This is a genomic window from Undibacterium sp. RuRC25W, assembly GCF_049339825.1.
In the GTDB taxonomy this organism is placed as follows: domain Bacteria; phylum Pseudomonadota; class Gammaproteobacteria; order Burkholderiales; family Burkholderiaceae_D; genus Undibacterium.
In genome coordinates this window covers 1-20,996 of the sequence record NZ_JBMPPD010000054.1, presented here as the reverse complement: position 1 = coordinate 20,996, position 20,996 = coordinate 1, and the positions used below count along the sequence as shown (strand labels likewise).

Below are 20,996 nucleotides of genomic sequence, written 5' to 3'. Positions count from 1 at the left end.
CTATATTCGATACTATAATCATGACCGCATCAAAATGAAATTAAAAGGGCTGAGTCCTGTGCAATACAGAAATCAGCCCTTAGTAGCATAGCAATTAAACTGTCCAACTAAATGGGGTCAGTTCAAACAGCGGCTTTTTTTTCAACAATAAAACGCCAATAACCCAAAGGATTAATGAATTGGATAGCTACGGTACTCGTCACCAGTAGCACCAGCATCATCATCTTCGTCTTCATCGTCGTGATGGTGTCCGTGAGCGCCGTGCACATGGCCGTGGGCGATTTCCTCATCACTTGCCTCACGAACATTCTCTACTGTCAAAGAGAAGCGTAATGCAATCCCTGCTAAAGGATGGTTGCCATCAAGCACAACTTTGTCGTCAGCAATATCTGTCACAGTAAAAATATGTGCTTCATCAGTAGGCTCATCGGTATCATCTGATTCATCTGAATCCTCTGGCATACCCTCAAATTGCATTCCCACCTCTAATGGCGATGGAAAACGGGATCGTGGTTCTACCTTTACTAGGTTAGCATCGTAGTCGCCGAATGCATCTTCAGGGTTGAGTTGCAATGTGGTTGCATAACCAGCCTCTTTACCTTCCAAAGCCTCTTCAATCTTAGGAAAGATATTGTCGTAACCACCATGAAGATAAACCATAGGCTCTTGCCCTTCTTCAATCAGATTATCTTGCGCATCTGTCAATTTATAACGGGCTGTAACTACTGAGTTTTTGACAATCTTCATACAACATCCTTAAAAAAATATTCATCCTTGATTATACCCGTCTGGAAGAAGCATTCATGCAAGCCTATAATACTGACATGAAAAAAAATTCCATACCCTTACCGCTCTTGGGCGGACTCAGTCCCGATCAATTTTTTAGCGAATACTGGCACAAAAAGCCCTTAGTGATTCGGCAGGCAATTCCAGGATTTTCTCCTTTATTGACTTCTGAAGAATTGTTTGAACTTGCTGGACTCGATGATGTTGAGTCACGATTAATTACTTTCTTCAAAGAACGCTGGGAAATGAAGAATGGCCCTATCAACAAAATTCCAGTCAAAGAAAAGAAAGACTGGACGCTGTTAGTTCAGGGAGTTAACCTCCATGACGAAGCCGCAGATGACCTGCTGCGTCAGTTCAGCTTCATCCCCGATGCAAGACTCGATGATTTGATGATTAGTTACGCCGCTGATGGTGGGGGAGTTGGACCGCATTTTGATTCTTATGACGTATTTTTGCTACAAGCACACGGTCAACGCCAGTGGAAAATAGGCGCCCAAACAGATTTATCTCTAGTTGAAGGCATGCCACTTAAGATTCTCAAAAACTTCACCCCAGAGCAGGAATTTATTCTTGAGCCAGGTGATATGCTATACCTACCTCCACAATACGCTCACGACGGCGTCGCCATTGGCGAGTGCATGACTTACTCTATTGGATTCCGTGCCCCCTCCTTCCAGGAACTGGGAGAATCCTTCCTCAGCTTCATGACTGATACGATTGAATTACCGGGTCGCTATGCTGACCCAGAACTCAAGCCCACTGCTAACCCCGCAGAGATCAGTGACGATATGGTTGATAAGATCGCAGAACAAATAGCAAAAATTACGTTCTCACCAGAAGATATTGCGATTTTTATAGGCGAATATTTGTCGGAGCCTAAAGCGAGCGTCTACTTTGACTCACCTGAAAAACCACTTTCGCCAAAACGTTTTGGGCAAAGTGCGCAAAAACGAGGCATTAAACTTTCTCTAAAGTCCAGCATGCTATATAAAGGTAAGCACGTCTTTATCAACGGAGAATCTTTTGCCGTTGGACAGGAAGATGCCAAATTATTGACAAAACTCGCCGATGAGCGTTGTTTATCAGGAGAAGACTTAGCAGAGACGACCCCAGACGTACTGGAAGCATTTTGTCTTTGGTACGAAGATGGCTGGTTGCAATTAAGATAATCTTTTAATTTCCAAGAATTGGATTGGTGTCGAAAAAGCCGGATTTTCTTCAAAAATCTTCCTTTTCCACGTTTAGATGATTTCCTCAGTGGAAAATATTAAGAAATTGGAGACAATTAGGCATCAATATCTATTCCATTAGCGGAAAAATCATTATAATCATGGGCTAGGAAACTTTCGGAGGAGCCGGCGGTATTATTGCCATATAACTTCTTCGAGTAAGCCTATAGAGCGATAATTACCGGTAATTATTCATCGCAAAATTTTGATCTTATTTTTTGATCTACTTATTGAAAGTACAAACATGAAAAAATCACTCTTGCTCGTATCTCTGTTAGCAATCGCTTTGGCAGCTTGTGGCAAAAAAGACGAAGCTCCAGCAGCATCCGCAGTTGCTCCAGCACCAGCTTCCGCAGCAGCTGAAACTCCAGCAGCAGCACCAGCACCAGCTGCTGCTTCTGACGCAGCCCCAGCTTCTGATGCAGCTCCAGCTGCTTCCGCAACAGCGGCACCAGCTTCCAAGTAATTTTTAATTACTTGTTAAAAAGCCGACCACTAGGTCGGCTTTTTTTATTCAAGTTCCGTACTTTCGCACTACCGATCCCAGTCACAAACGAATAAGCTATCTCTTAGTTAGAAAGCAATAAAAAAACGCGGCATGCCGCGTTTTTTTATGAAGGTAATCCGTAATTTTATTTCAATTGATCTTGTAACAATTTCAGGATCTTATCAGCAACCGCTGAAGAGTCAGGCTTACCATCAGCATCCAGAACTGTGACATTACTCAAGTCGCCAGCTGCAGCGTTCTTAATAAAAACACGGTATTTCTTGGCATTTTTATCAGTATCCGAAGACGAGCCGAAGGAGAACAGTTTAGAGAAGAAACCTTCACTTGCCCCTTTTGTTTTTGCCTCGATGTCTTGGTCAATATAACGAACAAAATAAAGACCCTTAGAACGATCGCGATCTTCCACAGTAAAACCGACCCGATCGAGGGCCAAGCCAACTCGGCGCCACGTACGATCAAAACCCTCATCCACTACAATGTAGGAAGCAGCACCATCTTTAAGCAGCTGCGCATGCGTTTTAGAGCTCACGACGGTAGTTGTTACCGCTTGTTTAGCACCTTCAGGATCCGCGCCTAAACGCACCATCAAACGAGTGAGAAATTCAGCTTCAAGGCCCGGATCTTCCGGACGTGCAGTCCAGATAATATTATCCTTCTGAGAGCCCGAAGCAATTTCTTGCGCACCACGGTGACTGATAAAAATTTCAATCCGACCATTTGCACCACGCTCAATCCGCGTGCGGAATTTATCACGCTCACCAGTTGAATATAATGAATCCAAAACTTTACCTAAGGTATCGCGAATAATGTCTTGCGGAATTTTTGCGCGATTTTCCGCCCAATCCGTTTCCATCACGCCTGTATCTTGATTTTCGACGTTAATCAGAAATCCTAGGTCTTGCCAAAAGTCTTTAAGCTGCGGCCATAAAGCTTCCGGAGTTTGATTATTCAGCACCAACCAACGCTGATTACCCTCGCGCTCGATATGCATATCCTTTAACTGACTAGGCGCAATCGTCGAGCTTGTAGCTGTTGTCTTGTCACTTTTTTCAAGGTTATAACCAGAAGCTGTGGCAGTCGATTTGTTCGCCTCAGGAATGGCAAAACGGCTATCGCGACGGATTTGTGTCAAGTCCGGAGGGACTTCCAAAGAGACAGTTGCTACCTTTCCCGCACTTTTGTAATCAATCTTGTTAGGCTCGAGTAAGTTTGTAACAGTACAACCAGACAAGCCAATTAACGCCACTGCGCCGACGATTCCATTTTTAGCAACAAAGCTTTTTGCCATGTGAAAGTCCCTACGATTTATTATCAATTTAAACAGCTTAAAGCAAACGGCTTAATTATAAGCCGTTCAGAATGGTACTTATTGCAATACGCCTGCTTCGCGCAAAGCGGCACGAACAGTCTCATGATATTGCTCTGACATAGGCACCAGCGGCAAACGGATTCCAGGTGGAATCAGACCCATCTCAGTCATCGCCCATTTCACAGGCAAAGGATTTGGCTCAATAAATAATTTATTGTGCAAAGAAAAAACACGGTTATTAATTGCAATAGCGGTTTGGATATCGCCATTCATTGCCGCCACACACATTTCGTGCATCGCTTTTGGAGCAACGTTTGCCGTTACAGAAATATTTCCTTTACCGCCGCAGAACATTAACGCCATCGCCGTCGCATCATCACCTGAATACACAGCGAAATCAGAAGGCACAGAGCGGATCAGATCAATACCACGACCAATATTTCCAGTTGCATCTTTTACACCAATAATACCTGGGACTTGCGCCAAACGAACAATCGTTTCGTTAGACATATCCGCCACTGTACGTCCTGGGACATTGTATAAAATAACTGGAATATCGACCGACTCAGCGATTTTTTTGAAGTGCTGATACATACCCTCCTGCGTAGGACGGTTGTAATAAGGTACGACTTGCAGGGAAGCATCTGCACCGATTTCTTTTGCAAATGTAGTCAATGCAATGGCTTCGGCGGTTGAATTGCCGCCAGAGCCAGCGATCACTGGCACTCGCTTATTTACATGCTCAACTGCCACGCGAATTAATTCGCAATGCTCTTCAGGCGTTACCGTTGGAGATTCACCAGTAGTACCGACGATCACAATGCCGTCTGTACCTTCAGCAATATGCCAGTCAATCAGTTTGCGCAAGCCAGGCAAATCAAGACTGCCATCAGCATGCATAGGGGTCACAATAGCAACCAGACTTCCCTGTATCTTTGTCATGTTAGTGCACGAAAAAAGTAAAACCCCGATTGTAGCGGATTGACTGCGAATCGGGGTGTAAATAGGTAGATTTTGGGTTCAAACTTTTCAACTAAACCATATGTCAGGACTCAAAGGACGTCGTTTTCTGTTCCCTGAGGTGCCTTACGCGAGCAAATACGCTGAACCATCGCTGGCTTTGGATCTTGAATGAATCCCTCTTCATAAGCAATCACTTGCATAGCTACCGATGGGTTAGAAGCCATTTGATGAAAAAGTTCACCCGGTTTCAATAAAAAATGAGGATTTGATGGCTTGCCAAATAAGGCATTGCCTAACGCAAACGTCTCATAAATCAATATACCACCGGGCTTCAAACTGGCAAGCAAATGTGGGAATAAGGGACGATGAAGATAGTTGCAAACAATAATTGCTGCAAATAAATTATCAGCAAACGGCCAATCTGCTGTTTCGGCATCTGGCTCGAGATCATGAAGAACAATTCGGGCACCTTGTCGCTCCAACTCGGATAACATCTCAGTGTTGCGGTCAAGCGCCACCACCTCATTACCTTCAGACAATAGCCACGAAGCGTGTCGCCCATATCCGCAGGCAAGATCGAGGATTTGACCTGCTGGCGCTAAAGACACAAACCGTTTCACCCAAGGCGATGCGGCAGTCTGAGTAATAGCGCCGCTGGGATGCGAGATTTGGCTTTTGATTTCAATCATATTTATTGCAAACCAGAGACGCCAAGTAACATCGCAAATGGGGAGACAATAAGTTGAAGCAACATATTAGCGAAGAGCATTACTGGTACTAGCCAGAATTGCAACCAATGCACCATCACCAGACCCATTACAATAAAAAATCCATAAGGTTCAATTTGTGCAAATTTATAAGCGAGTTTATTTGGAAGCAAACTAATCAGAATACGGCCACCAGCTAAAGGAGGAATCGGAAATAAAGTGAACGCCAGCATCACGAGATTGGTCAACAGGCCTGCACTTGCCACTTTAATGAAATATGTTTCAGTGACATCAGCGGACTGCAATATAACGCCAAAGAGCAACCAGCAAAAAGCCATCGCAAAGTTAGCCGCGGGGCCCGCCAAAGAAACCCAGGCCATGTCGCGCTTAGGATTTTTTAATCTTGAAAAATCGACAGGAACGGGCTTGGCGTAACCAAAGAGAAAAGCGCCACCTGTCGCAAGGTAGAGCGCAACTGGGATAATGATGGTTCCAAAAGGATCAATATGCACCATGGGATTGAGACTGAGGCGCCCCTGACTAAACGCCGTCATATCCCCAAAGTATCTCGCTGCGTAGCCGCGCGCTGCTTCATGCAGGGTAATTGCAAAGACAACTGGTAAAGCGTAGATCAGCACAGTTCTGATCAACTCAACGATTTCATTCATAAATTATTTTTATAAAAATGTTATTTTACAGGACGAAAAAGTCCTGATCTTTGCAAATGCATCGTAGCGATGCGGGGACGACACTATAAACCAAATAAGCTGATATCCCCACGCCCCTGACGAATCAGGGTAGGTGTATCAGAGGTCATATCGATCACAGTCGTTGGCGTCAGACTGCATGGACCACCGTCAATGACTAAATCAACAAGCTTTTCCATGCGTTCACGAATAATCTCAGGATCTGTAATTGGCTCTGGGTCATCTGGCAAAATAAGCGTCGTTGCTAGTAATGGCTGACGCAATTCTTCGAGAAGCGCATGAGTGATTTTATTTTCTGGGACGCGCAAACCAATCGTCTTACGAGAAGGGTGGCTCAGACGTCGTGGGACTTCTTTGGTCGCCTCCAATATCATTGTATAAGGACCTGGTGTGGCCGCTTTTAGCAAGCGATATTGACGATTATCGACCTTTGCGTACAGTGCGATTTCTGACAAATCACGACACAACAACGTTAAGTGATGTTTTTCGTCTACGCCGCGAATCCGGCGCAACCGGGCCACCGCCTCTTTATCGTCGAGGTGACAAACTAAGGCGTAGCAGGAGTCCGTCGGTACGGCGACGATGCCTCCGCCATCGATGATCTGCACCGCTTGCTTAATCAAACGCAACTGTGGATTATCAGGGTGTATCTGGAAAAATTGGCTCATAAAAGAATAAGGGCGGTAGCTATTGCCACCGCCACAAAGTTAATCCTGCTTTATTGTAAATTCTGTAAAGCAGCGATACGGGCTTCCATTGGTGGATGCGACGAAAATAATTCCATGAAACCAGGTTTGTCACTGATACCAGCCGCAGCGATAGACTTCGGCAGTTCACCCGGCTCCATTCCACCCAGCCTTGCGAGAGCATGAATCATTGGCTGTCGATTGCCAAGCAACTTGGCAGAACCAGCATCAGCTCTAAATTCACGCTGGCGAGAGAACCACGCAACAATCATCGACGCTGCGATACCAAATACAATTTCACAAACAAATACGGTCACCATATAGCCGATACCTGGTCGATATTCCTCGTCGTTATCATTGCTACGCAAAATAGTTTTATCAACAACATAGCCCACAACTCGCGCCAAAAAGACGACAAACGTATTCACGACACCCTGAATGAGCGCCATTGTCACCATATCGCCATTAGCTACGTGAGCAATTTCGTGCCCAAGAACTGCTTCAACTTCTTCGCGGGTCATTGAATTAAGCAAACCGCTGGAAACTGCAACTAGCGCAGAATTCTTAAATGCACCCGTTGCAAAGGCATTCGGATCGCCCTCATAAATCGCCACCTCAGGCATCTGAATACCTGCACGCTCCGACAACATACGGACAGTGTTCACCAGCCATAAATCAGTCGAAGAGGTAGGCGAATCGATGACGCGCGCTCCCGTCGACCACTTTGCCATCGGCTTACTGATCAGCAAAGAGAATATCGCACCTGTAAATCCGACCACCAAAGAGAAAGCTAACAAGGTTCCCATCTGCAAACCATTCGCAGTGAGGAATCGATTTACACCAAGCAAGGACAAGACGATAGACATCACGACCATCACCGCCAGATTAGTTAATAAAAACAAAACAATACGCTTCATGCAATCCTCCCTACGCAGGAAATCTATAAACTTAACTAGGATATATGGACATTAGGGATATTTTCAAGCATCAAACCAGCGCTCCCACACAGGGTGAGATGCTTTGGGCATCGGCGGCAACATTCCAATATCAACCTCTGCATCCAGTGGTGAGTGAAAGTCTGATCCCCGAGACACCAAAAATCCATACTGATTTGCAATTTTTGTATATTCTTCATACTGATCAACAGTGTGACTACCGGTAACTGTTTCAATCGCAACCCCACCGAGATCTTTAAACTCGCGAAAAAAACTGTCATAGGCGAGCGGCGTCAGATCATAACGCCCTGGATGAGCAACTATCGCCACGCCGCCTGCTCCCACAATCCAAGAAATAGCTTCTTGCAAGGTCGCCCACCGATGCGGCACGTAGCCTGGCTTACCTTCACTCAGATAGTGTTTGAACACATCAGACACGGAGATACATGCACCTATTTCCACCAAATAACGAGCAAAATGGGAGCGAGAAATTAAGTTCGGATTGCCAACGTACTTCAGGGCTCCTTCGTATACATTTGGGATTCCGGCGCGGGTCGCGAGATCATGCGCCATATCACGAGCACGGCACTCTCTACCAGAACGCGTTTTCTCAAGGCCTTTGACCAAATTAAGATTATTCTCATCAATATTGAGGCCGACAATATGAATTGTTTTACCCGCCCATGTAATCGAAATCTCGACACCCGCGATAAAACGCAACCCCAACTCCGCTGCCGCTGCGCGCGCCTCAGCAATACCACCTACTTCATCATGATCTGTGAGCGCCCATACGTCGACGCCATTTTTTTTGGCTCGCGCAGCAAGGACAGAAGGTGTCAAAACTCCATCAGAAACAGTGGAGTGGCTATGAAAGTCAACATTGAGGGATAAAGCAGACATGGCAGGCTTTGCAAATCAAATACAATTAGAGATCGAGCCCCCATTGTACTCCTGCATCGCCGCTGATGCTGCAATGCAGGAATAGCCTTACAATTTCATTTCTAGACGAATACTCAATGTGGTGTAAGTTTTGTTAGTGACATAATCAAGACGATTAACCCCTCCCAAACTTACATCAGTGCTTGACACGTAGTTATTCGCACGGAAATTATTTGCGGATACTCGCAGTTGCAAATCTGGCTTAAACTTCCATAAGCCATAGAAGTCAATTTGTCGCTTGAGTCCCGTTAAATTTAGTTGCGTATCAGTACCCTGCGTAAAGTATCCCGGCGTTATATTGAGATTACCACCCAGCGTCAAAGGGAGACCTTTGACACGATAATCCAACCCTGCATTTGCCGCATAAGGAGGTTGCTGATCTATTTTATTATATGGGCCCTGAATATCTTCAACATTTGACCAAAAGCGGCTGTAATTGCTACGAAAATCAATAGCCGGTCCTGCCGGAAAAAATTCTTGCAGCTGGAATTTCGCCTCCAACTCTACGCCCTTTGTCGTCGCAGAACCGATATTGACCGGAGAAGACACCCAGCGCTGTCCCGTAGGCCCACTAACCAGCTGCGTTGTTCTGCGCATCAGGTCGGAGATATCACGAATGAAAAAATTGGCACTCAATAAACCAGCGCTGCTCAGGTAATGCTCGAACGCAACATCAATCCCTTTAGACAACTCCGGTTTCAATAAGGGGTTACCAATTCGGTCAGGGCGCGTGGGGCTATTAAGATTAGAGATACTCGGAATGGCAATCAAATCATTCAAAGCTGGGGCACGATAAGTTGTCGCATAACTGAATCGGATCTGGTCCTTCGAGTCTCCCGGTAAGCGCCAGACAGCATGCGCAATTGGGCTCCAGACACTACTCGTATTACCAACGTCTAATCCGGCTAGTGTACTTGTTGTTTTTATCCCCTCCCACCTCATGCCAACATACGCGGAAAACTGCGAAGTAATATCTGCCTCATCTTGTACAAATAACGCAAAGCGCTTGGAACTAGCTGATAGATCGTCACCGGAATCCTGAAATTGCGGTTTGCCGTTACTCAGAGAAATACTGGTTTGATTACGCTGGCCTAATTCAAGCTCCCAACCAGCCGCAAAAGTTTGCTTTTCACCAATAGGCCTAGTGTATTTTCCACCATTATTGAGCGTCTTATCGACCGTAGTATTAGTCACACTCACTACCGCGACAGGGACACCATTAGTGTCAAATTCGTTGCTGACCGAAGAACTATCCATCTTCCCGTAGCCACCGCCAAATCGGACCGCGAGTTTGGCACTATTCTCGAATTTATGCTGCCAATTACCAAAAAATCGACTGAATGTGGTGTCAGCAGATCCACTACTGTTCGCAACGGCATACGCAGGCGGCTCAATGGCATTCGGTGCACGGTAAATCTGATCAACGAGGCTAACACCATCCGAAATGCTTTCTGAATGCATAACAAATGGCTGAAACATCAGCGTATCGCCATTCTCAAATTTATAATTAAAACGTGGCGTTAAAACGATGCCGGTTGTATGGCGGTGCGTTTCATCATATTCATTTTGCAAAAGATTGGTGCTTCCATCACCAGCAGTCTCGACTGAATTAGTCGTACTTTGATCACGCTGACGGTTCTGAAAAACGGTCGCGTTGAGTGCATAAGTGATGTTAGCGATTTCTCCTGGATAGGACACCGATACATTTGGCGCCAATCTATTTTGTTCAGAACTGAGACTCGCTTTCAGTTCAATGTTTTTTTGTTTGTAATCTTCTCTTAATACGATATTGATCGTACCAGCGATAGCCTGCGTACTATACTCAGCAACTGCGCCACGAATCACTTCAATTCGCTCAACCTGATCTGGCGATAACGAATCCATCGAAAAACCTCGAGGTGCGCGTTCGCCGTTAATCAGAATTTGGGTATAACCATTCCCCATACCGCGCATCCGAATGTCACCGCCACGCCCAGGCTTACCTCCTATGGTAACGCCAGGCAGTCTTTTTAGCACTTCACCAAGATTTGTGTCACCGTTTCTATCCAATTCTTCCCGTCCAAAAATCAATTTGGCAGCTGTTGATTGACGGCGCGCATCATCATCACTACGCCCACCATCAATTATCACTTTTTGTATGGTGTCGCTCTTAGTTTGTTCTGTATTTTTAGCGCGTTTTTGCGCCGCATTAAGTTGATCGGGATTGGCATTCTTATCCGCCTTTTTTTCAGCAGCCAGTTGCCCCGCTGGCGTTGCCAAATCAACAACCACCGACTGAGCAAACGCTTGCTGGCGGCATGAACTGTCAATAAATACGCCAATAATACACAGGGTTAAATACGAAATACGAAATGGAACATGCATAAGAATGACCGAAAAATGAAAACAACAAATTGAAAATAGGCTCGCTTGATTGTATTTTTAATTTCACACTTCGCCTAGAAAAACCCTTAACGTTTTTGTATGAAAATGAAACACCGGATTCATCAGGTTACTTTCCGATACGCGCAGCATCAGGGTCACGTAAACACGGATAAATTTGCAGCGATTGCGTTACATAAAAAAGCCTGCCATTTTGGGATGGCAGGCTTTTTAGATACTTAACGATTTTTACTAACAACTACACATTTAATCTCTGGTATTCGCCAGATTTAAATTTAATTGAGAACGCAATAGATCTTCTGTGTCTGGTCGTGGTTTATTACGTGCCGCTTCCAATGAATCAAGGTATCCGGAAGTGACGTCGCCCGTAATGTAAAATCCATCAAAACATGATGCTTCAATATTTTTAAGACGAGGATTCACATCAGAAATAGAACGCTTCATCGCGGACACATCTTGGTATACGAGCGCGTCAGCCGTGATTTCGCGGCATACTTCTTCCTCTGATCGACCATACGCGATTAACTCACTGCGTGTTGGCATGTCAATACCGTACACGTTAGGGAACTGCACTGGTGGCGCAGCAGACGCAAAAATCACACGCTTCGCACCGGACTCACGTGCCATCTGCACAATCTCGCGACTTGTCGTGCCACGTACGATAGAGTCATCAACCAATAATACGCTCTTACCCTTAAACTCTGAGCCAATTGCATTGAGTTTCTGACGTACCGATTTACGACGGATCGCCTGACCAGGCATCATAAATGTGCGACCGATGTAGCGATTTTTAATAAAACCTTCGCGATAGTCGAGATTGAGCTTCAACGCCAGTTCCATCGCTGAAGGACGAGAAGAATCAGGGATAGGCATAACAACATCAATCTCACCATCGCGGAATTGATTGCGTACTTTCTCTGCAAGATATTCACCCATCTTCAAACGGGTCAAATAGACAGACGCACCATCAATAATCGAATCTGGTCGTGCAAGATAGACATACTCGAACGCACAAGGATTCAGGCTAGGGTTTTCTGCGCATTGCTGACTATGGAGATTGCCGTCCAAGTCGACGAACAATGCCTCACCCGGCTCAACGTCACGCAAGAACTTAAAGCCAAGCCCCTCGAGTGCGACAGACTCGCTGGCAATCATGTACTCAGTGCCGGACTCGTTCTGTGAAACACCGATACACAACGGACGAATACCGAACGGATCGCGGAATGCCAGCAGACCATAGCCAGCAATCTGTGCGACTACTGCATAGGAACCGCGTACACGCCTATGCAACATGGAGACAGCGCGGAACAGAGACTCAGGATCCAGAGAGTAGCCGCTGGTCACTTCTTGAATCTGATGCGCAAGAATATTGAGCAACACTTCTGAATCAGAATCAGTATTCAAATGACGGCGATCGTTTTTAAACAACTCAATTTTGAGTTCAACGGCATTCGTCAGATTGCCGTTATGCGCCAGAACGATACCGAACGGCGCATTGACATAAAATGGTTGAGCCTCTTCTTCACTCGTTGATCCAGCGGTTGGATAGCGAACCTGGCCAATACCGATATTACCCGGCAACGAGCGCATGTTACGAGTACGGAAAACATCGCGTACTAAACCATTCGCTTTATGCATGGCAAATTTACTACCATGGCTTGTTGCTATACCTGCGGCATCCTGACCGCGATGCTGCAACAGCAGCAACGCATCATAGAGCAATTGATTGACAGGACCATTTGAAACTACACCGACGATGCCACACATGGTGGACTCCTAAAAAGACAAGTTAAAACCGAACATGACTGGAAATGGATGTTGGCAAAAACGGCATTACAGTCTGAGCCGCTGTTTCTGCCAAGGGACTAAAGAATGCATTTTTCCAAAAAGCTTGTTGCGGGATAGTGGTCATTCCACACACCAACACTGCTGCCAATACCAACACACAACCGCGTGCCAAACCAAATAATCCACCTAAACCTCGATCCACCAATGACAATCCCGTCGCTGCAACAACAGCGCTAACAGCAAGCATGACCAACGCCATCAATAGTCTCACGCCAATAAATAAGGCAATAAACGCAATAATCAGACGGATAATCTGCCCGGGAAAGACCGCTGGCAACCAACCAGCTAACAACTCGCTATAAGCATTTGCAACTACAAACGCCACAATCCAACTTACTAAAGATAAAATTTCTTTAATCAAACCGCGCATCATGCTGATTACAACAGAACACACTAAAATGACAATAACGATGTAATCAAATAGAGTCACAATACTTCCAGTTTAATTCGGCACCAAGCTACCATTCAAGCCTAACTTTGCCAATTTTGCACGCATCTTATCGGCCTCATCTTTCGACTCAAATGGCCCCACCCGGATACGGATTTTGTCGCCTGAGGATGTCGCCACTTTTTGCGTGTACGACTTGATATTTGCGGACTTCAATTTCAATTGCAACTCGTCGACTTTTTCTTGGGTTGCTAATGCTGCCACCTGTACAACATAGGACGAATGATCGGTATCAACGACTTTCGACGTCACTTTGACTGGCGATTTACCCTCAAGTATAGCCATGGCACGGGCAGCATCGTCGTCAGGAACTTGTTTTGCAACCTTCGTATTTTCCGTCTTAGTCTCTGGCTTGCTGTCTTGCTTTGTATCCGACTTAGTCTCTGAATGAGACGATACCCTTACATCAACCTTCGCTTCAATTTTAGAATCTAGCTTGTTGTCCGCTTTTTTTTCAACTTTGACTTCAGGTTTTGCTGTCGATTTGACTTCAACAACTTTATCGGATGTATCGGTAACTGACTTACTCTCTACTTTCGGAAGAGTAATCGCTGCTGATTTCGCTGCACTGCGCTCAGTAGTATTGAGTTGCGTTATTACCCTATCATCGATCGCCGACTTAATAGGGGCAACTGAAACGGACGTACCGTTGGCGGGCGATACTGGGTCAATAATCTCTTCACCAGGATCTACGTCGATCAGATCCTTTTTTCTTGGAGGCGCGGGTTCGACAGGTTTCGCGGCCTCAAGTTCCGGCACCTTATCTTTAGATGGGATGCGGATGGTAATATCTTCCGGCAGCGGCTTAGGCTCAGAGTCAAAAATCATTGGCAAACCGATGATAGCAGCCAGAGCAAGCGCCGTAGCACCAATCAACCGCCTTCTAGCACGCTTCTTCTCTGGCAAAACAGGATCATTTGCCTTGTTTTTACGTGTATTTTCGGGCTTTTTACCACGCGAGCGTGACTGAGCACTATCCTCTTCAGAACGAGAGCGGAACTCACCGCTATCGTGGCTGTCAGATGATTCTTTCTTTTGTTTAAAACGCGAGAGCAAACCCATGAGCAAATGTCTGGTTGGTTAGCGTTACCTACCACCACGCGCCATAAGAGCATAGTCCCATCGTGGAGAAATAACGCAAAATCACATCAATGCAGTGCAGTCCTTCGGGCGCGCATAACTCCAGCAACCGTCAGGAAAGAACCAAAGACCGCTATTCTATCATTTTCACCCGCTTTGCTGATGGCATGTGCATAGGCTTCTTCAGGAGAATTAAACGTTTGAACAGTTTTTTCTGAGTCAGCCAGTACGCCAGCCTCAACAATCTTATCTTTTAAATATGAAGCACCAGCTGCACGCGGCAATGGCAGATCACAAACACACCAATGGTCAACCTTCCCTTTTAGCTGCTCAATTACGCCCCCAATATCCTTGTCTAACATAGAACCGAATACAGCGTAGGTATAGGCATGAAAACCCATGTTGTCCAGGTTCTGCGACAAGGTCGCTGCAGCATGCGGATTATGCGCCACATCAAGCACTACCGTTGGACGGCCTGGCATTACCTGAAAACGTCCCGGCAAATCAACCATCACTAGACCCGTTCTTACTTCTTGCGCGCCAACAGGAAGCTCATTACGTAACGCTTCAAGTGCCGCCAAGACTGCGGCTGCATTGAGCAACTGATTTGCCCCGCGCAGACTTGGATAACCCAATGAATTGCGACGTTGCGAGCGCCCCGCAAAATTCCATTGTTGCTTATCGCCGTTATAATTAAAGTCGCGACCAAATAGCCATAAATCAGCACCAATTTTATTGGCATGGTCAATCAAGGATTGAGGTGGTAAGGGATCACCACAGATAGCTGCCTTTCCCGGCCGGAAAATACCGGCTTTTTCAAAGCCAATTTTTTCTCGTGTATCACCAAGGTAATCCACGTGATCAATATCAATGCTAGTCACAATGGATACATCAGCATCGATGACATTGACAGCATCCAGACGACCACCAAGACCAACCTCTAAAATCACCACATCCAGTTTCGCATCAGCCAATAATTTACAAATTGCCAAGGTCGTGAATTCAAAATAGGTCAAAGAAACGTCTTCACGCTTAAGCTCGACTTCGGTAAATGTATCGATAAAAACCTGATCATTGACGTTTTCACCATTGATGCGAGCACGTTCATTAAAATCGAGAAAATGTGGCTTACTATACAAGCCAACGCGATAACCTGCCTGCAGCAAAACGGCTTCCAGCATGGCACAGGTTGACCCCTTACCATTCGTTCCGGCAACCATAATCACAGGGCATTTATATTCGATTTGAAGACGATTCTTGACGGCAGCAACACGATCTAGCCCCATATCAATTTCTTTGGAATGACGCGTCTCAAGGAGCGCCAACCATTCTGGCAAACTTACTGGTAATTTGGACATAGGATAAAAAAAGCCCGAATTAAACTAGTTCGGGCTTTTAGAAAAAGTAAGATAAATTAAGCGACAGCTTCAGCTGGCTGATTTTGCAACAAAGCTAACAAACGCGCGAGTTCTTCACGCATTTTGCGACGATCGACGATCATATCGATCGCGCCTTTTTGCAGCAAAAATTCTGAACGTTGAAAACCTTCAGGCAATTTTTCACGTACAGTGTTTTCAATCACGCGAGGGCCAGCAAAACCGATCAATGCTTTCGGCTCGCCTATCACAACGTCGCCCAGGAAAGCGAAGGAAGCAGAAACACCGCCCATTGTGGGATCTGTCAGCACAGAGATAAATGGCAGACGTTTTTCTGACAACTTCGTCAGCATCGCTGTCGTTTTTGCCATTTGCATCAGAGATAACAAGCCTTCTTGCATTCGGGCGCCGCCAGTTGCAGTAAAGCAAATAAAAGGTACTTTTTGTTCAAGCGCAGCCTGGGCAGCGCGAACAAACCGCTCACCGACAACAGACCCCATAGAACCACCCATGAACTCGAATTCGAAACATGCTGCAACCACAGGGATGGACATAATAGAACCACCCATCACTATCAACGCGTCAGTTTCGCCGGTTGTTTCTAGGGCGTCTTTAAGGCGATCAGGATATTTTTTGCTATCTTTAAATTTCAATGTATCGACAGGCATGATCTCCTGGCCGATTTCATAACGACCACCAGCATCCAGCAAGGCATCCAGACGCTCACGAGCGCCAATACGCATGTGGTGGCTGCACTTCGGACAGACATGGATATTCGCTTCCAAATCCGAGCGATACAGTACGGCTTCGCAAGAAGGACATTTCACCCACAATCCCTCTGGGATGGATTTGCGATTTGCAGATTCCGAGCGCTGTATGCGCGGTGGTAACAATTTTTCTAACCAACTCATGTTTTCTCCTTTTTGCAGCCAACGTTATTTTGATACGTTAGCATCTGGTTCGATCTGGTCAAAGAACCGATCAGGCCTGTCCGGAGCGTATTTTACTCGTCCAAAGCCTGTCTGACACCAGAAATAAAACTTTTAACTGCGACAACACCATTTTCTGGCGTCGAATTTTCTAATTCCTGAATAATACGCGAACCAATCACAACCGCATCCGACACCGAGGCAATCGCTCTTGCTGTAGCACCATCCCGAATCCCAAAACCCACGCCAACAGGTACTTTGACGTGTTTTTTGATGCGCGGAATCATCTCTGCAACCGCATCCAAATCAAGGTTTCCAGAACCGGTAACACCTTTCAAGGACACATAGTACACATAACCACTGGCAATTTTACCCACCAATGCAATGCGCTCATCGGTTGATGTCGGGGCCAGCAGAAAGATTGTATCCATGCCATTTACTTGCATTTTGGCAGCGAACTCCTCACATTCCTCAGGAGGATAATCGACTACCAGCACACCATCAACACCTACTTTTGCAGCCTCAGCAATAAACAAATCTTGCCCCATCCGCTCTATAGGATTGGCATATCCCATCAACACTACCGGCGTTTTTTGATTGTTTACTCTAAATTCGCGGACGAATTGTAATACATGACGCAAACCAACTCCAAATTTCAGTGCGCGTTCAGACGCGCGCTGAATGACTGGGCCATCCGCCATTGGGTCAGAAAACGGCACTCCCAGTTCGATAATGTCAGCCCCACCCTCCACCAAAGCGTGCATCAGAGGAACGGTCATCTCAGGTGACGGATCGCCTGCAGTGATAAAAGGAATCAGTCCTTTTTTTTGCTGAACAGCAAGTTCAGCCAATGTAGATTGTATTTTTGACATATACGTATTGATTATTTGAGTAGTATTAGGACAAAGATTCGCCACCATTGTCGTGATTAGTCATGCCAGATTATGACAACCCCATCCCCGTTCTTCCCAGTTGATCAAGTGACCTGACTCGCCGACACGCAAATTAAGTCAATTTAAGAGGAACACCGCGAATGAGGTTGAAAACCAAATTAAAGCGCTAATCCGGCACGCTCTGCAACGGTGTGCATATCTTTATCGCCACGGCCAGACAAATTTGCCAAAATTATTTTATCTTTTGGTAAAGTTGCTGCCAATTTGCAGGCATACGCCAGAGCGTGACTTGATTCCAATGCTGGAATAATGCCCTCAATACGACAACAATCGTGAAAAGCCTTCAACGCCTCGTCATCTGTGATGCCAACGTAGTGTGCTCTGCCACTATCTTTGAGCCATGCATGCTCAGGACCAACACCAGGATAATCCAGACCTGCTGAGACAGAATGCGTCTCGATGACTTGTCCGTTTTCATCTTGCAACAAGTAGGTACGATTGCCATGCAAAACACCGGGAGAACCAGCACTTAATGATGCTGAGTGACGTCCCGTCTCGATACCATCGCCTGCAGCCTCGACACCAATCAGCTGCGTATTTACCTCATCAATGTAGGGGTAAAAAATTCCCATTGCATTCGAACCACCACCGACGCAAGCGATCACATAATCAGGCTGACGACCGGTTTGTTCAGGCATCTGCCATAAACATTCCTCGCCAATTACTGCCTGAAAATCACGCACCATCATCGGATAAGGATGCGGACCTGCCACAGTGCCGATGATATAAAACGTATTTTCAACATTGGTCACCCAATCACGCATTGCCTCATTGAGAGCGTCTTTGAGCGTTTTTGAGCCAGATTCAACGGGAACAACAGTCGCACCTAACAACTTCATCCGGTACACGTTCTGCGCCTGACGTTTAACATCCTCAGACCCCATGTACACCACGCACTCCAGCCCAAATCGAGCGCAAATAGTGGCAGTTGCAACACCATGCTGACCTGCACCCGTTTCTGCAATAACACGTGGTTTACCCATTCGTTTTGCCAACAATGCCTGGCCGATCACGTTATTGATTTTGTGCGCACCAGTATGATTCAGGTCTTCACGTTTAAAATAGATTTGCGCTCCGCCCATCATCTCCGACCAACGACGCGCATGATAGACAGGCGACGGGCGACCAACAAAATATTTTAACTCGTTGCGATACTCTTCCAGAAAAACAGGATCATGCTGATAACGCGCGTAAGCATCCTTAAGCTCAGTCAGCGCATGGGTCAGGGTTTCTGATACAAAAGTGCCACCATATTGACCAAAATGCCCACTCGCATCTGGAAATTGATAATTGGTTGCATGAAAGAGTTCTTTAGGTTGCTCACTGGCTTGAGCCAGCGAACCAAGGGCAGAAATGCCGGATTGGGTAGGTTGTTGCATTATTTTTCCCTTTGACCAAGTCGCTCAGGAATAAACCCGACCTCGACTCAGCATAATTGATCAGCCTGTCGCACGGCATCGATAAATGCACGTACTTTTATTTCATCCTTAACACCTTTTATCAGTTCAACACCGCTACTGATGTCGACAGCAAAAGGGCGCACCTGACTAACTGCGCCAGTCGCGTTGTGTACGCTCAAGCCACCACTTAAAACGACCCGAGGCGCGAGCTCTTTTGGAATGAGAGACCAATCAAAAACCTTTCCACTACCGCCGTAACCTTCCACGAAGGTATCGAGCAATAAACCATGAAACAAAGGACTTGCAGCACGATAGGCCGCAGCACATTCTAACAAATCCTGCGAGGTTGTGTCAGTCCTGACGCGAAATGCTTTTAAAAACGGACGATTTACCGCAGCCGCGAGGCTAGCACATTGCTCTGGCGTCTCATCGCCATGAAACTGCAGCAACTGCACCGGCGCCTGAGCAATCACGGCGACCAGGTCCGCCTCAGAGATGTTAACAAACAAACCGACAGAAATTACAAATGGTGGGATCACACCCAATAATTGCGAAGCATGTTCCGGCGTTACGTAACGGGGACTGGGTGGATAAAAAACAAAACCCAGAGCATCTGCCCCAGCAGCCGCAACCATCCGAACGTCATCAACAGTTGTCAATCCACATATTTTTATTCTAGTCCGGTGCTGCATAAAGAAAACTCCTGTCGTTAAAACTGCATGGAGGCCATATTAGAGCGCCAATCCACCTAGCTTGATTCAAAGTAACGTGATTCTACCTGCGAAATTAAAATATTTACTTTCTGCCACAATGTAAGCAACGAACTTCTGCGACAATCATGACAAATAACAAAATCTTTGTCTGAAGGCCTATGATTACCTCCACCCCAGAAATCCACGAGGACGATGTGACCAAGCTATTCGGCCTCAGAATACGTCGCATGCAATTCAGTCAAGCCAGTGACCACCTGCTGCGCATTGCAGCACAAAGAGGCAACAGAAGCCAAGTGATCGTCACACCCAACGTCGACCATATCGTTCGCCTTGATCAGCAGCCAGATTTCAAAGCACTTTATGCGAAAGCTGACCATATTTTCGCGGATGGTATGCCGATTGTATGGGCAAGTAAAATGACACCGCACCCTCTGACAGAAAGGGTGACTGGTGCCGATTTGTTTGTTTCCTTGTGCAAAGGTGCAGTAACAAAGGGATCATCCATTTTCATTCTTGGTGGCATGCCGGGACAAGAAGATGAATTAATTGCTTCATTCGCGAAGGTCTATCCTGGATTGAAAGTTCATATCGTCTGTCCTTCAATGCAATTCACGCCCGACGGTCCCGAGGCCGATGCTGCAATACTAAGAATTCAGGAAACGCGGCCGGACATTTTATTTATTTGCCTCGGAATGCCTAAACAAGAATATTTTGCGTTCAGATACCAACGCGAGCAAACCAGCAACAATTGCCCGCTTATTCTTTGCGTTGGCGCGGCGATGGAGTTCGCATTAGGCCAAAAGAAACGTGCGCCAATGTGGATGCAGAAAATTGGATTGGAATGGTTCTGGCGCCTTGCCAGCGAACCCCGCCGACTGTGGCAGCGCTATACAATCCAAGGTTCAAAATTTATTGGCATCCTATTAAAAGAGCGCCGCTTGCATAAGTAGACATCATGAAATAAGGATCCGACTAGGGCGTGTTGACATATAAAAAGCTGTTAACTTTTCCCGAAGTGTGTTTACATTCTAGATTTTAAAGAATGAAACGATGCTGCGACTGATGTTGAGAGATGATCAATGGGAACGAATTGCG

21 protein-coding genes are annotated in these 20,996 nt (G+C 46.0%); 4 read left to right on the top strand and 17 right to left on the bottom strand.

The features are described 5' to 3' along the window. A partial coding sequence (locus ACO0KV_RS17750) for an IS3 family transposase (protein WP_423042293.1) occupies positions 1-91 on the top strand: 91 nt, incomplete at its 5' end. A gap of 80 nt (positions 92-171) precedes the next feature. Here the strand turns inward: ACO0KV_RS17750 and ACO0KV_RS17745 are convergent. Beyond that, a complete protein-coding gene (locus ACO0KV_RS17745) occupies positions 172-747 on the bottom strand; it encodes an FKBP-type peptidyl-prolyl cis-trans isomerase (RefSeq protein WP_423044391.1) in 576 nt (191 codons plus the stop codon). A gap of 56 nt (positions 748-803) precedes the next feature. Between ACO0KV_RS17745 and ACO0KV_RS17740 the strand changes: the two genes are divergently transcribed. Next, entirely contained in the window at positions 804-1,958 is a 1,155-nt protein-coding gene (locus ACO0KV_RS17740; protein ID WP_423044389.1) for a JmjC domain-containing protein, read from the top strand. Positions 1,959-2,262: 304 nt separating this feature from the next. Beyond that, a complete protein-coding gene (locus tag ACO0KV_RS17735; RefSeq protein WP_423044388.1) occupies positions 2,263-2,484 on the top strand; it encodes a hypothetical protein in 222 nt (73 codons plus the stop codon). A gap of 166 nt (positions 2,485-2,650) precedes the next feature. On the opposite strand, the gene bamC is transcribed toward ACO0KV_RS17735, so the two are convergent. The 16 genes from bamC to ACO0KV_RS17655 form a co-directional block, all read right to left on the bottom strand. Further along, positions 2,651-3,814 (bottom strand): outer membrane protein assembly factor BamC, encoded by a 1,164-nt coding sequence (gene bamC, locus ACO0KV_RS17730; RefSeq protein ID WP_423044386.1) that lies wholly within the window; start codon positions 3,812-3,814, stop codon positions 2,651-2,653. A 78-nt stretch (positions 3,815-3,892) separates the two neighbouring features. Beyond that, positions 3,893-4,777 carry a 4-hydroxy-tetrahydrodipicolinate synthase gene (dapA, locus tag ACO0KV_RS17725; protein ID WP_423044384.1) on the bottom strand — a complete coding sequence of 295 codons (885 nt, stop codon included), beginning with the start codon at positions 4,775-4,777 and terminating at the stop codon, positions 3,893-3,895. Between the two features lie 110 nt (positions 4,778-4,887). Further along, a complete protein-coding gene (locus tag ACO0KV_RS17720; protein ID WP_423044382.1) occupies positions 4,888-5,487 on the bottom strand; it encodes a class I SAM-dependent methyltransferase in 600 nt (199 codons plus the stop codon). 2 nt (positions 5,488-5,489) lie between these two features. Then, positions 5,490-6,164, bottom strand: a complete 675-nt coding sequence (locus ACO0KV_RS17715; protein ID WP_423044393.1) for a site-2 protease family protein — start codon at positions 6,162-6,164, stop codon at positions 5,490-5,492. A 92-nt stretch (positions 6,165-6,256) separates the two neighbouring features. Continuing rightward, positions 6,257-6,880 carry an L-threonylcarbamoyladenylate synthase gene (locus tag ACO0KV_RS17710; protein ID WP_423044380.1) on the bottom strand — a complete coding sequence of 208 codons (624 nt, stop codon included), beginning with the start codon at positions 6,878-6,880 and terminating at the stop codon, positions 6,257-6,259. Between the two features lie 50 nt (positions 6,881-6,930). Further along, positions 6,931-7,815 (bottom strand): protease HtpX, encoded by an 885-nt coding sequence (gene htpX / locus ACO0KV_RS17705; protein WP_423044378.1) that lies wholly within the window; start codon positions 7,813-7,815, stop codon positions 6,931-6,933. Positions 7,816-7,878: 63 nt separating this feature from the next. Then, positions 7,879-8,733 (bottom strand): 3',5'-nucleoside bisphosphate phosphatase, encoded by an 855-nt coding sequence (locus ACO0KV_RS17700; RefSeq protein WP_423044376.1) that lies wholly within the window; start codon positions 8,731-8,733, stop codon positions 7,879-7,881. 87 nt (positions 8,734-8,820) lie between these two features. Beyond that, positions 8,821-11,136 carry a TonB-dependent receptor plug domain-containing protein gene (locus ACO0KV_RS17695; RefSeq protein WP_423044374.1) on the bottom strand — a complete coding sequence of 772 codons (2,316 nt, stop codon included), beginning with the start codon at positions 11,134-11,136 and terminating at the stop codon, positions 8,821-8,823. A 264-nt stretch (positions 11,137-11,400) separates the two neighbouring features. Next, positions 11,401-12,921: an amidophosphoribosyltransferase gene (purF, locus tag ACO0KV_RS17690; protein WP_423044372.1), complete on the bottom strand. Its 1,521-nt coding sequence runs from the start codon at positions 12,919-12,921 to the stop codon at positions 11,401-11,403. A 22-nt stretch (positions 12,922-12,943) separates the two neighbouring features. Beyond that, on the bottom strand, positions 12,944-13,432 hold the full coding sequence (locus tag ACO0KV_RS17685) for a CvpA family protein (RefSeq protein WP_423044370.1): 489 nt from the start codon (positions 13,430-13,432) through the stop codon (positions 12,944-12,946). A gap of 12 nt (positions 13,433-13,444) precedes the next feature. Then, positions 13,445-14,512, bottom strand: a complete 1,068-nt coding sequence (locus tag ACO0KV_RS17680) for an SPOR domain-containing protein (RefSeq protein ID WP_423044369.1) — start codon at positions 14,510-14,512, stop codon at positions 13,445-13,447. Positions 14,513-14,598: 86 nt separating this feature from the next. Beyond that, positions 14,599-15,888, bottom strand: a complete 1,290-nt coding sequence (gene folC, locus ACO0KV_RS17675) for a bifunctional tetrahydrofolate synthase/dihydrofolate synthase (RefSeq protein WP_423044367.1) — start codon at positions 15,886-15,888, stop codon at positions 14,599-14,601. A 56-nt stretch (positions 15,889-15,944) separates the two neighbouring features. Beyond that, the gene (gene accD / locus ACO0KV_RS17670) at positions 15,945-16,817 is read right to left on the bottom strand and encodes an acetyl-CoA carboxylase, carboxyltransferase subunit beta (RefSeq protein WP_423044365.1); all 873 of its coding nucleotides are present in this window, start codon (positions 16,815-16,817) and stop codon (positions 15,945-15,947) included. 92 nt (positions 16,818-16,909) lie between these two features. Then, positions 16,910-17,707: a tryptophan synthase subunit alpha gene (gene trpA / locus ACO0KV_RS17665; RefSeq protein ID WP_423044363.1), complete on the bottom strand. Its 798-nt coding sequence runs from the start codon at positions 17,705-17,707 to the stop codon at positions 16,910-16,912. A gap of 179 nt (positions 17,708-17,886) precedes the next feature. Beyond that, positions 17,887-19,167, bottom strand: a complete 1,281-nt coding sequence (gene trpB / locus ACO0KV_RS17660; RefSeq protein WP_423044361.1) for a tryptophan synthase subunit beta — start codon at positions 19,165-19,167, stop codon at positions 17,887-17,889. 47 nt (positions 19,168-19,214) lie between these two features. Then, positions 19,215-19,880, bottom strand: a complete 666-nt coding sequence (locus tag ACO0KV_RS17655) for a phosphoribosylanthranilate isomerase (protein WP_423044360.1) — start codon at positions 19,878-19,880, stop codon at positions 19,215-19,217. A 179-nt stretch (positions 19,881-20,059) separates the two neighbouring features. On the opposite strand from ACO0KV_RS17655, the gene ACO0KV_RS17650 reads away from it, so the two are divergent. Further along, on the top strand, positions 20,060-20,851 hold the full coding sequence (locus tag ACO0KV_RS17650; RefSeq protein ID WP_423044358.1) for a WecB/TagA/CpsF family glycosyltransferase: 792 nt from the start codon (positions 20,060-20,062) through the stop codon (positions 20,849-20,851). Positions 20,852-20,996: the final 145 nt, after the last annotated feature.